Below are 13,365 nucleotides of genomic sequence, written 5' to 3' on the forward strand. Positions count from 1 at the left end.
ATCATGAGCCTGCTGGACCGTTTGCCCAAGAGCCCTGGCCCCGACGCCGACCCGGACGAGATCTTCGAGGCGTTCACCGAGTGGACCGCCGAGAAGGGGCTGGAGCTGTACCCGGCCCAGCAGGACGCGCTGATCGAGATCGTCTCCGGCTCGAACGTCATCCTGGCCACCCCGACCGGCTCGGGCAAGAGCATGGTGGCGGCCGGGGCGCACTTCTACGCCCTGTCGCGGGGTGAGCGCAGCTACTACACCGCGCCGATCAAGGCCCTGGTGTCGGAGAAGTTCTTCGCCCTGATCGACATGTTCGGGGCGGCCAACGTCGGCATGATGACCGGCGACGCGGCGGTGAACGCCGACGCGCCGATCATCTGCTGCACCGCCGAGGTGCTGGCCAACCTGGCCCTGCGGCAGGGCGCCGACGCGGCGATCCACCAGGTGGTGATGGACGAGTTCCACTTCTACGCCGACCCGGACCGCGGCTGGGCCTGGCAGGTGCCGCTGCTGGAGCTGCCGAAGGCGCAGTTCCTGCTGATGTCGGCCACCCTGGGCGACGTCACCCGGTTCGAGAAGGCGCTCACCGAGCGCACCGGCCGGCCCTCCACCACGGTCAGCTCCGAGCAGCGCCCGGTGCCGCTGTTCTTCTCCTACGCCACCACCCCGCTGCACGAGACCCTCACCGAACTGCTCGACACCAAGCAGTCGCCGATCTACGTCGTGCACTTCACCCAGGCCGCGGCCATGGAGCGGGCCCAGGCGCTGATGAGCGTCAACATGTGCAGCAAGGCCGAGAAGGAGCGGATCGCCGAGGCGATCGGCGACTTCCGGTTCAACGCGGGCTTCGGCAAGACGCTGTCCCGGCTGGTCCGGCACGGCGTCGGGGTGCACCACGCGGGCATGCTGCCGCGCTACCGCCGGCTGGTCGAGCAGCTCACCCAGGCCGGGCTGCTGAAGGTGGTCTGCGGCACCGACACCCTGGGCGTGGGCATCAACGTGCCGATCCGCACGGTGGTGTTCACCGGCCTGTCCAAGTACGACGGGGTCCGCCAGCGGCACCTGAAGGTGCGCGAGTTCCTGCAGATCGCCGGCCGGGCCGGGCGGGCCGGGTTCGACACCGCGGGCACCGTGATCATCCAGGCGCCCGACCACGAGGTGGAGAACGAGCGGCTGCTGGCCCGGGCCGGCGACGACGAGAAGAAGAAGAAACGGATCGTCCGCAAGAAGCCGCCGGAGGGCTCGGTCTCCTGGAGCAGGTCCACCTTCGAGCGGCTCAGCACCTCCCCGCCCGAACCGCTGACCTCGAGCTTCGCCGTCACCCACTCGATGGTGCTGAACGTGCTGGCCCGCCCGGCCGACGCCTACGCGGCGATGCAGAAGCTGCTGGAGGGCAACGACGAGGAGGGCGGCGCCCGGCAGCGGCACCTCGACCAGGCCGAGGCGATCTGGGACGCGCTGCTCACCTCCGGCGTGGTGGAGAAGCTGGACACCCCGGACGAGTTCGGCCGCACGGTGCGGCTGACCGTCGACGTACCGGCCAACTTCGCCCTGAACCAGCCGCTGTCGCCGTTCGCGCTGGCCGCCTTCGAGGTGCTGGACAAGACCTCCGAGACCTACGCGCTCGACGTGCTCTCGATCATCGAGGCCACCGTCGACGACCCGCGCCAGGTGCTCTCGGCCCAGCAGTTCAAGGCCCGCGGCGAGGCCGTGGCCGAGATGAAGGCCGAGGGCATCGAGTACGAGGAGCGGATGGAGCTGCTCGAGGAGGTGACCTGGCCCAAGCCCCTGGAGGAGCTGCTCGAGGCCACCTTCGAGGTGTACCGGGCCGGCCACCCCTGGGTCGCCGACCACGAGCTGTCGCCGAAGTCGGTGGTGCGCGACATGTTCGAGCGGGCCATGACGTTCGGCGAGTACATCAACTTCTACCAGCTCGCCCGCAGCGAGGGCACGCTGCTGCGCTACCTGTCCGACGTGTTCAAGGCGCTGCGCCAGACCGTGCCGGACGCGGTGCGCACCGAGGAGATCACCGACCTCACCGAGTGGCTGGGTGAGCTGGTGCGCCAGACCGACTCCAGCCTGCTCGACGAGTGGGAGTCGCTGCGCAACCCCACCGAGGAGGAGCAGGCCGCCGGCAAGCCGGCCGGCCCGACCGGTCCTCCGCCGGTCACCGCGAACAAGCGGGCCTTCACCGTGCTGGTGCGCAACGCGATGTTCCGGCGGGTCGAGCTGTTCGCCAAGCGGGCGTGGACACCGCTGGGCGAACTGGAGGCCGAGACCGACGGCTACACCGCCGACGAGTGGCAAGAGGCGATCGAGGAGTACTTCGAGGAGTACGACTCGGTCGGCACCGGCCCGGACGCCCGCGGCCCGAAGATGCTCCAGATCAAGGAGTTCGCGGGTAAGTGGGAGGTGCGCCAGATCCTCGACGACCCGGCCGGCGACCGGGACTGGGCGATCACCGCCGACGTCGACCTGGCCGCCAGCAACGAGGCCGGCGCGGCCGTGCTGACCGTCGCCGACGTGGGCCCGCTGAGCGACTGAGCCCGACCACACCCGTCCTTGAATCGGATTGAGGACGGGTGTGGTCGCGTCGGGTGCCTCAGTCCCAGACCAGATCCCACGCGTTCGCGTCGGGGCGCCGGGTGAAGCCACGCATCAGGGGCTTGGTGGCGAGTTCCGGCTCGGGGCGTACGTATTCGCGCTTACGGCGAATGGCGTAGGTGCCCGTACCGATGCCGTTGGCCCCGTGCTCGTCGGTGTGCACCAAGAGGGCCGACTGCCCCTCGGGCACCTCGACGTAACCCACCACCAGCGGGTCTTCGCTGCCGGCGCGGGCCCAGCGCACCGCCGGAGAATCGAAACCCCGGTGCAGCCAGTGGGTGTTACCGGTGGCCTCGCCGTGCACCACCTGCTCGCCCGCGTCCGGCACGACGGCCCAGGACGGTTTCTCCGGCGGGACCACGGGAACGATCAACAGGTCACCCTGGGCCTGCGGGGCGGTGAGCACCGGCACTCCGGCCTCGGACTCGAGGTGGTCGGGGACGGTGACGCCGATCAGAGCCAGCGCCGAGCCGTAGGTATGCATTTTGCGCTCCTTATCTCGACTTCCCGGGATGCGTCAGGTCCGGCGGGCCAGTTCGCGGTACACCTCGGCGGGCACCCCGTACTGCCAGGCCGCCGCCTCGATCGGATCGTCCAGCTCGCCCGGCACGAGCTCGGCGTAGTGCCGCAGCGCACCGCTGCGGTCGGGACTGCCGTTGGTCATCAGCAGCAGCCGCTCGGAGTCGAACACCCGGGCCGGGGTGCGGTAGAGCCGCAGTTCGCGGCCGGGGTTGCCCGGATCGGCCGACCTGGCCACCAGGCGCAGCCCGGCCCGGTCGACGTAGTGGGCCCAGCCCTCGCGCTCGATCAGCACCCGCCGGACCTCGGAGTTGCGCTCGGCGTGCAGCTCGCGCACGGTGGGCTCGCGGCCCGCCAGCTCGGCCGGGATCCGCACCCCGTGCAGGTAGAACTCGACCTGGCCGTCGGCCCAGACCACCGCCGGGCCGTCTTCACGATGCAGCCGCACCTCGTCGCCGGCCCGTTCGGTGTGCAGCTGCACGGGCGGCTCGAGCACCACCGTCAGCCAGGCGTAGGGCACCCAGACCAGCGCCCGGCGCACCGCCACCAGCCCGGACAGCACCGCCTGGTCGCCCGGGTCCAGCACGGACAGGCCCGCCTCGCGGTACGCCGCCTGGTGAGCGGCCCCCACCGCCCGGCGGTCGTGCAGCACGCCGTCGCGGTGGAACCCCCGCACCTTGGTGCCCTCGGTCCACGCGCCCTCGAGCAGCCGCTCGGACCAGAGCCCGCCGACTGCACGTCGCACCGGTTCACCCACTTCGACCGGGCCCGGCCGCCCTCGGGAAAGGAGTGGGCGCAGCCGGTGGCCGAGGTCCTCGCCGATCGGGGCGAACACCGAGCGGGCCGAGTTGACCGCGGCGCGGGTGAGTACAGCGGCCGCGGCCAGACCGGTGACGATGGTGACCAGGATGACCACGGCCAGCAGGCCCCCGCCGCCGAGCTGCTGCCCGGCGACCCGGCTGGCCAGCGAGCCGGCGTAGAAGGAGGGCAGGAACGCCACCATGGCGGCGATGAACGCGTAGCCGGTGACCATGGTGCCCTGGGTGAACGCCTTGCCCAGCCGCAGGGCGCGGGCGGGCAGGCGGGATCGGCCGTCGGCCGCCAGGTAGGGACCCCGCATCAGCGCCGGGGCGCCGGCCAGGGCGCGGGTGAACTCCTGCGGGGAGCGCACCCACACCACGTTGCCGTGCCAGCGAAGCCCCACCCCCGTGTGCACGGCGGCCAGACCGTGTTCCACCTCGCTGCGGTCGGCCTCGGTCAGCGGGGTGATGTCGAGGCTGCCGGCAATCCAGCGGGAGACGAACGCGGGCCCGAAGGTCGCGTCGTTCCGCACGGGCGCCTCGTCCGGCATCCGTCCCCCTCCCGTTAGGGCGAGCCTGGCGTCGCTATCGAGTATTGCCCCCGATGTCCACGCTGGGTACCCCTAAGGAGACTTTGCGTTCAGGTTGCCGACCGGTAGTGGGCAGCAAACGTGCTGGCTGCGGCCCGGAACTCGGCATCGAACTGCAGGCGCTCGGTCCAGCTCCCGGGCCACGCCGACAACCCGTCCCGGGCCCCCAGCAGACCACCGGCGATCGCCCCGTTGGTGTCGGTGTCACCGCCGAGGCGGGTGACGTCGACCAGCGACTCCACCGCCGGGCGGGGATCCACCAGAGCGGCCACCGCGAGGCTGAGCGAGTCGAGCACGTAGCCGGTGCCGCCGTGCGCCAGCCCGGCGTCGCCCTTCACCACCGCCCTGGTCAGGTCGATCTGCAGGCCCTGCCCGATCGCCAGCTCGACCGCGGCCGCACCGTCGGCCGGACGGGCCTTCTGCATCGCCAGGACCCCGGCCCCGGCCGCCTCCTGGGCGCTCTCCCCGGCCAGCAGCGCCACCACGATCTCGGTGTAGGCGACACAGGCCTGCACGCAGCGCGCGTCGTCGTGGGTGATCGAGGAGATGGCTGCCGCCTCGAGGGCCCGCTGGGCCGGTTCGGCGTCGGCCCGGGCCAGGGCGGTGGGGATGCAGCGCATCAGCGAGCCGTTGCCCGCGCTGCCTGCGCCGGCTCCGGCCCGGCGCCAGTCGCGGGAACTGCGGAATCGGGTGAGCCCGGTGGCGGTGGCCCCACCCACGTCGACCGGACGGCTGCCCGGGGTGCGGCCCGGCCAGTTGCCGTCGAACCAGTGGAGCATGTGCTGGCCGGCGGTGGCGACCAGGTCGGCCCCCGGCTCGAGGTAGGCCAGCAGCACCGCCCGGGTCAGGTCGGTGTCGTCGGTGGCGTGCCCGGCCGGCCAGTCGAACGGCCCGCCGCCGACGATCTCGCGCAGGCCGTCGGGATAGGCCTCCCGGACCTGGCCGAAGGACATGAACTCCAGGCTGGCACCCAGGGAGTCACCTGCGTGCACGCCGAGAAGCGCACCGGCGATGAGGGATTCGGTGGTGATGACCGCTCCAGAGGCTCGGGGATCGAAAGGTGGGCGCGCGCACCCGCGCGCCCACCGACGTCTTCAGTTACGAACTTCAGCCCCGCTCGGAGCCCCGGACCACGGGCACCCGCACCGAGTTGCCCCACTCGGTCCACGACCCGTCGTAGTTGCGCACCTGCTCGAACCCGAGCAGGTGGGTGAGCACGAACCAGGTGTGGCTGGAGCGCTCGCCGATCCGGCAGTAGGCGATCACGTCGTCGGAGGCCGAAAGCCCCTGCTCCTGCTCGTAGATCGCGGCGAGCTCGGCGCGGCTGCGGAACCGGCCGTCGTCGGCCGCTGCCCGCGCCCAGGGCACGCTGGCCGCCCCCGGGATGTGCCCGCCGCGCAGCACGCCCTCCTGCGGGTAGTCGGGCATGTGCGTGACCTCGCCGGAGTACTCCCCGGGCGAGCGCACGTCGACCAGAGGCCGGCCCAGGTGCGCCAGGACGTCTTCCTTGAAGGCCCGGACCTTCGTGTCGTCGCGCTCCACCACCGGGTACTCGGTGGCCGTCACGGCGGGCTTCTCGTCGGTCATGTCGCGGCCCTCGGCGATCCAGGCGGCGCGGCCGCCGTCGAGCAGACGCACGTCCTCGTGACCGAAGAGGGTGAAGACCCAGAGGGCGTAGGCGGCCCACCAGTTGTTGCGGTCGCCGTAGATGACGACCGTGCTGTCGCGGCCGACGCCCTTCTCCGACATCAGTTCGGCGAACCGGGCGCCGTCCACGTAGTCGCGGGTGACCTGGTCGTTCAGCTCGGTGTGCCAGTCGACCTTGACCGCCCCGGGAATGTGGCCGGTCTCGTACAGCAGCACGTCCTCGTCGCTCTCGAGAACCACCAGCCCCGGTTCACCGAGGTGCTCGGCCAGCCACGCGGTGGTGACCAGCCGCTCCGGGTGGGCGTACTCGGCCAGCTTCGGGTCGGTGTCGTGAGACAACGTCATCTTGTGCTCCGTCCAGGCGGGTTCCGGCTCGGCGAGCCTATCCTCGCCGCTGTCACCAGCAATTCTGCGGGCGGCAGAGATCATTCCCGCTGGGGCCGGTGGGAACTGGGAGACCGGCGTGGCGCGTGATCCAAACCCGAAGCGTCACCCCTAGGGTTCGTGGTGGCCGGATGGGGGTCCGGCCGAGCAATCACTCACGGGGGAATCATGAACAAACAGGCTCTGCTCCGGCGCGCCGCCGTCAGCATCTCCGCCACCGGCCTCTTCCTGGCCGGGCTGGCGACCGCGCAGTCCGCCCAGGCGGCGGACAAGTACCAGGGCACGCTCACCAGCGGTAAGGCGGTCACCGCGGCCGTCACCGTGGCGAACGACACCGTCTCGTACACCTTCGGGGTGGAGAACGGCGACCACGTCTCGATCGCCACCAGCGCCTCCGCCTGGTCGGCCGGCGGCAGCGCGGTGATGCGGCTGTACGTGCCGAACGCCACCGGCTCGTCCTGGATCTTCTACAAGCAGTGGGCCGTGAACAACGGCCAGACCCCGTTCTTCGACGCCACCGCCGAGGCCAACGGCCTGTGGAAGGTGGAGGTGGACCCGACCGGCAACACCACCGGCACCACCACCTTCACCTACGCCGCCGACGCCTCCCCGACCGACCCGGCCGACACCACCACGCCGCCGAAGCCCAAGCCGATCATGGAGGTGGGCGGCAAGTACAAGCTCGCCACCACGGTCGCCGGGCAGAACGCCGGCGGTTACTTCCACGCCGAGCAGGGCGCGCACATCGCGCTCGAGGCCACCGCGACCTCGTGGCCCGCCAACAGCGCCGCCTACGGCTACGTGTACAACCCGTCCGGCCACCTGTACAAGGTGCTGAACCTGGCCTCCCCGACGTTCTACGAGCTGGACGTGGACGCCACCGGCTACTGGCGTTTCGTGGTCGACCCGCAGGGCGCGGCCACCGGCAACCTCACCCTGGCGCTGGCCGCCGACCTCTGGAAGGGCCAACTGGACACCAACGTCCCGGTGACGGTCAAGCTCGGGGTCAAGGGCCAGGACGCCTGGTTCGGCGCCTACGGCGTGGCCAACGACGACCTGCCGATCAAGGTGACCGGCAACAACTGGGGCACCGGCACGGCCAAGCTGTGGCTGTACGCACCGGGCGCGAGCACCGCGACCTTCGGGTGCGACCTGACCGGCGCCACCAAGACCTGCACCTTCATGCCGAACGTGACCGGCCAGTGGCGGGTGCACGTGGATCCGCAGGGTGGTTCGACCGGTGAGACCACGGTGACCCGGCTGACGTAAGAGCTTGAGTTCTGAGGGGGCGCGGATTCCGTGCCCCCTCAGTCGTTTTGCAGCCGTAGGGCCAGGCGGGGGCAGAGATGCACGGCCTTGCGCGCGGCCTTCTCCAGCTCGTCGGGGATCGAGAAGTCGTGACCGGAGCGGCTTTGCGGGTATCCCCATTTGTCCTGGGTAAGCACCTCGGGCAGCAGGTCGGCGCACAGGCCGCGGCCTTCGCAGGCGGTCCAGTCGATGATCAGAGGACGGGTCACCGGGCCCCTCCGTAGGGTTCGGAGATCCGCGCCAGGCAACGGCCGTCCTGGTGCAGCCGGACGTCGTCGGCGAAGACCTTGAGAGCGCTGCGGACCATCCGGGTGGTGCCGTCGGGATGCTTACAGGCTCCCCTGCCCTCGACCAGGCCGGCGGCCTGGTGGACGGCGTCGCGGCCGACCTTGCCCTGGGTCAGCGCGGTCAGGTGCTGGGCCAGCTCGGGAAGGCCGAACTGGCACGGGCCGCACTGTTTCGCGGACTGGTTGGCCAGGTAGGTGGCAATCTTCGCGGTCATTTCGAGGCCGCAGGCGGTGGCGGGCAGGGGAATCAGCACGCCTGCGCCCAGACCGGCTCCGTAGGGTTCGAGGCCCGCCCTGGAGAGCGGAGCGTCCAGGGCGGTGGGGAGGGGCACCCAGGTGCCGTGATAGCCGCCGACCAGCACGGCCTGCAGTTCTTCGACCGGACGGTCGGTGGCCGGGGCGAGCAGGTTCCGAAGAGGTAGGCCGTGGTTGACTTCCCACACCGTCTCGCCCACCGTGGTAAGGAAAGTGCCCGTGGAGTCGGCAGTTCCGGCGGTGGTGAACCACCGGCCGCCGTAGCGGGCGATCAGCGCCAGGTGGGCCAGCGTCTCTACGTTCTGCACCAGCGTGGCCCGTCCACCCACGCCGCGCTGGAAGATCCGGTGCCGGCTGAAGCGGGGCAGGGCCGGGCCTGAGTTCAGCCGGCTGACCACGGCGGTCTCCTGCCCGCTGACGAAGCCGTCGGCGGCCGCCACGATGGTGATGTTCAGAGTGCTGCGGCGCTCGGTCAGGGCCCGCTGCACGCCCGGCACGGCCTCCGGCCGCAGATATGCGAACGCCTCCTGCGCGCCGGTGATCCGGGCCGCAACTTCGATGCCGTCCAGCACCAGATGCGGCGCGCGGCGCAGCAGTTCGACGTCCTTGCGGCTGGCGGGCTCACCCTCCGCACCGTTGGCCACGACCACCGCCCGGCCGGTGACCGCCTCGAGCTTGTTCACGGTGGGGAAGCCGGCCCCACCCCGCCCGGTCAGGCCGGAGATGCGGACCTGCTCGAGCAACTGCGCGGGCGTCACCTCCGGAACGGTGCCGTAGGTGGCCAGGTGGACGGTCAGCTCCGGACCGGGCGCGGCGAAGAGCCGGGGCCCGTCGGGCGGCATGCGCAGCCCCTGCGTCGGGTCGACGGCGGTCATGGTCATCGCTGCTCCCTTCGGGAAGTCACGAGTTCGGGTGCCTTGGCCCGGGCCCCCGCGGGGTTGAGGACGGGGTGGGTACCGGCCGCCACGGCCAGCACGACCACCACGCAGAACACGTCGATCACGAGCATCCAGGCGGTGCCGCGGTCGCTGCCGGAGAAGATGCCGTGCAGCAGGGCCACCGGCCACATGGCGTAGGCCAGCCAGTGCACGGCCCGCCAGGCGCGGTGCCCGATCCGTTCCCGCAGCAGGCTGGTGATCGCCACGGCCAGGGCCAGGTCGAGGGCCAGGGTGCCGAGGCCGACCCAGAACGGCCGGTAGCCGGAGCCGAACGGCAGCACCAGGTCGATCAGGTCGAGCTGGGCGTAGGGGTCGAAGACCAGCGCGACCACGTGGACCACCAGGAAGACCAGGGCCAGCAGGACCGCGCTGCGGTGCACCGAGGCCACCGCCAGCCGGTTCATCCCGGCGAAGGGCCGGCCGGAGCGGTTGGCGATGCCCAGGGCGACCACGACCGTGAACAGCAGCAGGCTGACCACGCCACTGCCCCGGGCCAGGTACCAGAGGGCATCGCTGGTCATGCCGCGCGCCCGGGCACGGCCGGCAGTCTGATCTCGTGGGTCGGCTCGGCGTCGACGGCGAGGATCTCCTCGCGCGGCCAGCCGTTGAGCGTGACCACGGTGCCGTCGGCCGCCACCAGCCGGGCCGGGTGGCCGAGTTCGCGCAGCCACTGCGGGGCGTCCTCACCCCGAACGATCGCCGCGGTGGAGTAGATGTTCGCGTCCAGGCAGGAGCCCGCCGCCACCGAGACCGTGCGCCAGACCGGCTCGGCGGGCAGGCCGCTGGCCGGGTTCAGGATGTGGTGCACCGCCCGGGTGCCGTTACGCCAGGTGCGGCTGACCGTGCTGGAGGTGGCCAGGCCGGCGGTCGGCTCGTCCAGGCCCACCTGCGCGGCCGGCTCGTCACTGCCGTCCTTCACCAGGACCTGCCAGCCCTCGGCGGGAGCGGGGCCTGCGGTGGCGATGTCGCCGCCCAGCGAGACCAGCACGCCTACGCCGAAGCGGGCGGCGATGGTGCGGGCGGCCCGGTCGGCGGCCCAGGCCTTGGCCGTGGCCCCCAGGTCGAGGCGCATGCCCTCGGGCATCCGCAGCTCCCGCCCGGTCAGCGAGACGTCGCGCCAACTGGGCCGCCGGCGCCGGCTCAGGGTGATCGGCACGATGACGTCACCCGCCCGGGCCTGGATCACCGAGTAGTCCTCGGTGTAGCCCAGGGCGGCCAGGTCGTCGGCCAGGGTGGGGTCCACGTCGCCGTCGGTCTTCTCGGCGGCCTCCAGGGCGGCGCCGAGCAGCACCGCCAGCAGCGCCGAGACGGTGACCCCCTGCGAGGTCCGGGCCCGCTGCACCTGGGCCAGCTCGCTGTCGTCGCGGAACCGGCTGCACGCCTGGTCGACCTCGGCGAGCTGCTCGGCCACCAGCGCGGCGGCCCGGTCGGCGAACTCGGGGTCGGTCACCACGATGCGGACGGTGGTGCTCCAGACCGGCCACTGGCGAACGGTGGGCAGGACGGGAAGAGTCTCCAGCAGGGGCATCACGAACCTCCGGAAGTGGCGTCGGCGGAACCGTTGCCGGGGCTCATGCCCGAGCTGCCGGAGCTGCCGGAATTGGACTGGTCTGACTGCGTTGCCGAGGAGGAGGTGTCCGGATCGGCCACGGTGCCGGTGCTGTCGGCGTTCTCGGAACGGGCCGCCACCAGCCCCACCGTCACCGTGGTGGCCACTGCGGCGACCGCAAGGCCGGAGGTCACGGCCACCGTGGTGCGGTGGGCCTGGCTGCGAGCGTTCATCCGTCGGTCTCTCCTCCGCTGTCGTGGGCACCACTGTGGGCGGCCTGCCTGGGAGGGTCCGGCGCGCTGTCTGAGGATCCGCTGTACGACCCTGTGGGCCGAAAGGGGGAGGTCAGCGCCGGGGCCGGAATGCCGATGCCCTCACCGTGAGCGATGTCGAGATCAGACCGGTCCCGGCACAGGAGGCGCAGTCAGCTCCCCGAACGGGTTTTCGCCCGGACATCGAGGGCCTGCGCGCCCTGGCCGTGCTGCTGGTGGTGCTCTACCACTGCGGCGTAGGCGTTTTCAGCGGCGGCTACGTCGGTGTGGACGTCTTCTTCGTGATCTCCGGCTTCCTGATCACCTCACACCTGGCCCGCGAGGCCACCGCCACCGGGCGTCTGCGGATCGGCCGGTTCTACGCCCGCCGCGCTCTGAGGCTTCTTCCCGCCGCCACTCTCGTCCTGGTTTCCACCCTGATTGCAGCCTGGGTCTGGCTGCCTCCGCTGCGTCTGCGCGCCATTGCGTACGATGCCGCCACCGCCGCCGGATATGTGATCAATATTCGACTGATCCAGTCCGGCAACGACTACCGCGCCGCCGGCGATTCCCCATCCCCCCTGCAGCACTTCTGGTCACTTGCCGTGGAGGAACAGTTCTATCTGTTCATCCCACTGTTGGTGTTGATCGGACTGGTGCTGCTGCGCCGGCGCGCGGTGTTCATCGCCTTGCTGACCGCTCTGGTGGCAGCCTCTTTCGTCGAGTCGGTCACCGGCAGCCAGACCTCCTCGATCGCAGCCTATTTCGGCGCGCCGAGCCGGGCCTGGGAGCTGGGTGCGGGTTCTCTGCTCGCGGTGGCGATGCTGTGGGGCAAAGAGCACCAACTATGGACGTCCCTACCGCTCGTTCAGCGGCTCGCTCCAGTTCTGGGCTGGCTGGGTCTGGTTGCGGTTGTCTACGCCGCAGTCGCTTTCGATGCCAGCACCCCGTTCCCGAGCTGGTACGCGGCCGTTCCCGTGCTGGGCACAACGGCCGTGATCGCAGCGGGCCTGCGGCCCGGAAGTGCTTGCGGGCGAATGCTGGGACTGCGCCTGCCGCAGTTCATCGGTGCCCGTTCGTACTCGTGGTACCTGTGGCACTGGCCCGCCCTGATACTGGCACCACACATCCTCGGCCGTGAGATTGCAAACTACGAAAAGCTTCTGACTACACTGGTCGCCCTGGGTCTGGCCTGCATCAGTTACAGCCTGGTCGAGCAGCCGCTGCGCCACCATCAGTATCTGCGCTCGCACCTCGGAGCGGCCGGAGCCTTGGCGGTCGGGCTCACCGCGGTGACCGTGACCGTAGCACTGCTGATCCCGACCCTGCCCGACCGCCGCCCCCAAGGCGAAACGCTCGCCACCAGCCTGACGCTGGAAGGCCCACCTTCACAGCGGTTTCAAGCCTTGAGCCGTCGGCTGCAGGCGGCCACGCACACCTCGGCGCTCCCCCGGAACCTGGTACCCCCGCTCACCGAGGCAGCCACCGACGAGCCCTCGATCAGCAGCAACGGCTGCTTCGTAGCCGTGGCCGAGGACCACACCCCCGAACACTGCCTGAGCCTTGGTCGGGCCAAGGGACGAACCACGGTGGTGCTGTTCGGCGACTCCCATGCAGCGCAATGGTTCCCAGCAATGGAAGCAATGGCCCGCAAGCACCACTGGCGGCTCGCTGTTTTCACCAAGGTGATGTGCACCCCGGCCGAGGTGAGCCTCTACGCCGAGGCTTTCCGAGGCGGTTACCGCACCTGCGACGACTGGCGGCAGAACTCGATCGCGCGGATCAACGCCCTACGCCCCGACCTGGTGGTGATGACGTCGATCGCCGACCACATGGACCTGACCGAGGGCAACGACGACGTGGACGGCACCTGGGCCCGAGGCTGGGCTTCGACTGCCGGGCGACTGCGGGCCAAGAAGACCGACCTGGTGTTCCTGGCCGACACTCCGGCCGCGAAGACTAATGTGCCGGAATGCCTTTCTCTGAACCCGCGCGACGTCCAGAACTGCGCCCAGAGCGCAGACCGGGCCACGGAGTCACCCCAGCGCACCCGCATCGCGCAGGAGGTGCAGGCGGCCGGAGCCCGCGTCGTCGACCCGATGCCGTGGTTCTGCAGCGACTCCAGCTGCCCGGTGGTGGTGGGCAACACCCTGATCTACCGCGACGACAACCACATCACCGGCAAGTACGCCCGGCTGCTGGCCCCGCTGCTGGCCGAGGAACTGATGCCGAAGCCGTAACT

12 protein-coding genes are annotated in these 13,365 nt (G+C 70.8%); 3 read left to right on the plus strand and 9 right to left on the minus strand.

The window, feature by feature from the left end; all coding sequences use genetic code 11:
* The first annotated feature begins 3 nt into the window (after positions 1–3).
* Positions 4–2,535: a DEAD/DEAH box helicase gene (locus QSK18_RS02865; RefSeq protein ID WP_232808332.1), complete on the plus strand. Its 2,532-nt coding sequence runs from the start codon at positions 4–6 to the stop codon at positions 2,533–2,535.
* A 58-nt stretch (positions 2,536–2,593) separates the two neighbouring features.
* Here the strand turns inward: QSK18_RS02865 and QSK18_RS02870 are convergent, their stop codons facing one another.
* The 4 genes from QSK18_RS02870 to QSK18_RS02885 form a co-directional block, all read right to left on the minus strand.
* Entirely contained in the window at positions 2,594–3,079 is a 486-nt protein-coding gene (locus QSK18_RS02870) for a DUF8820 family protein (RefSeq protein WP_232808333.1), read from the minus strand.
* A gap of 33 nt (positions 3,080–3,112) precedes the next feature.
* The gene (locus QSK18_RS02875; protein ID WP_285616479.1) at positions 3,113–4,447 is read right to left on the minus strand and encodes a DUF6745 domain-containing protein; all 1,335 of its coding nucleotides are present in this window, start codon (positions 4,445–4,447) and stop codon (positions 3,113–3,115) included.
* A 107-nt stretch (positions 4,448–4,554) separates the two neighbouring features.
* The gene (locus QSK18_RS02880; protein WP_352396460.1) at positions 4,555–5,535 is read right to left on the minus strand and encodes an ADP-ribosylglycohydrolase family protein; all 981 of its coding nucleotides are present in this window, start codon (positions 5,533–5,535) and stop codon (positions 4,555–4,557) included.
* A gap of 76 nt (positions 5,536–5,611) precedes the next feature.
* On the minus strand, positions 5,612–6,496 hold the full coding sequence (locus tag QSK18_RS02885; protein WP_232808336.1) for a sulfurtransferase: 885 nt from the start codon (positions 6,494–6,496) through the stop codon (positions 5,612–5,614).
* Positions 6,497–6,703: 207 nt separating this feature from the next.
* Between QSK18_RS02885 and QSK18_RS02890 the strand changes: the two genes are divergently transcribed.
* A complete protein-coding gene (locus QSK18_RS02890; RefSeq protein ID WP_232808337.1) occupies positions 6,704–7,804 on the plus strand; it encodes a hypothetical protein in 1,101 nt (366 codons plus the stop codon).
* A gap of 38 nt (positions 7,805–7,842) precedes the next feature.
* Here QSK18_RS02890 and QSK18_RS02895 read toward each other — a convergent pair whose 3' ends face one another.
* The 5 genes from QSK18_RS02895 to QSK18_RS02915 are packed head-to-tail and all read right to left on the minus strand — an operon-like array spanning position 7,843 to position 11,105.
* Positions 7,843–8,052: a ferredoxin gene (locus tag QSK18_RS02895; protein ID WP_232808338.1), complete on the minus strand. Its 210-nt coding sequence runs from the start codon at positions 8,050–8,052 to the stop codon at positions 7,843–7,845.
* Complete coding sequence (locus QSK18_RS02900) at positions 8,049–9,266, minus strand: NADH-ubiquinone oxidoreductase-F iron-sulfur binding region domain-containing protein (protein ID WP_285616480.1); 1,218 nt, start codon at positions 9,264–9,266, stop codon at positions 8,049–8,051. The genes QSK18_RS02895 and QSK18_RS02900 overlap by 4 nt, the downstream gene beginning before the upstream one ends.
* Positions 9,263–9,844, minus strand: a complete 582-nt coding sequence (locus tag QSK18_RS02905) for a ferric reductase-like transmembrane domain-containing protein (protein ID WP_285616481.1) — start codon at positions 9,842–9,844, stop codon at positions 9,263–9,265. The genes QSK18_RS02900 and QSK18_RS02905 overlap by 4 nt, the downstream gene beginning before the upstream one ends.
* Positions 9,841–10,851, minus strand: a complete 1,011-nt coding sequence (locus QSK18_RS02910) for an FAD:protein FMN transferase (protein WP_232808341.1) — start codon at positions 10,849–10,851, stop codon at positions 9,841–9,843. Before QSK18_RS02910 ends, QSK18_RS02905 begins: the two co-directional genes overlap by 4 nt.
* On the minus strand, positions 10,851–11,105 hold the full coding sequence (locus tag QSK18_RS02915) for a hypothetical protein (protein ID WP_232808342.1): 255 nt from the start codon (positions 11,103–11,105) through the stop codon (positions 10,851–10,853). The genes QSK18_RS02910 and QSK18_RS02915 overlap by 1 nt, the downstream gene beginning before the upstream one ends.
* Before the next feature lie 146 nt (positions 11,106–11,251).
* Between QSK18_RS02915 and QSK18_RS02920 the strand changes: the two genes are divergently transcribed.
* Positions 11,252–13,363 carry an acyltransferase family protein gene (locus QSK18_RS02920; RefSeq protein ID WP_285616482.1) on the plus strand — a complete coding sequence of 704 codons (2,112 nt, stop codon included), beginning with the start codon at positions 11,252–11,254 and terminating at the stop codon, positions 13,361–13,363.
* Positions 13,364–13,365 lie beyond the last annotated feature (2 nt).

Source organism: Kineosporia sp. NBRC 101677, assembly GCF_030269265.1.
Classification (GTDB): domain Bacteria; phylum Actinomycetota; class Actinomycetes; order Actinomycetales; family Kineosporiaceae; genus Kineosporia; species Kineosporia rhizophila.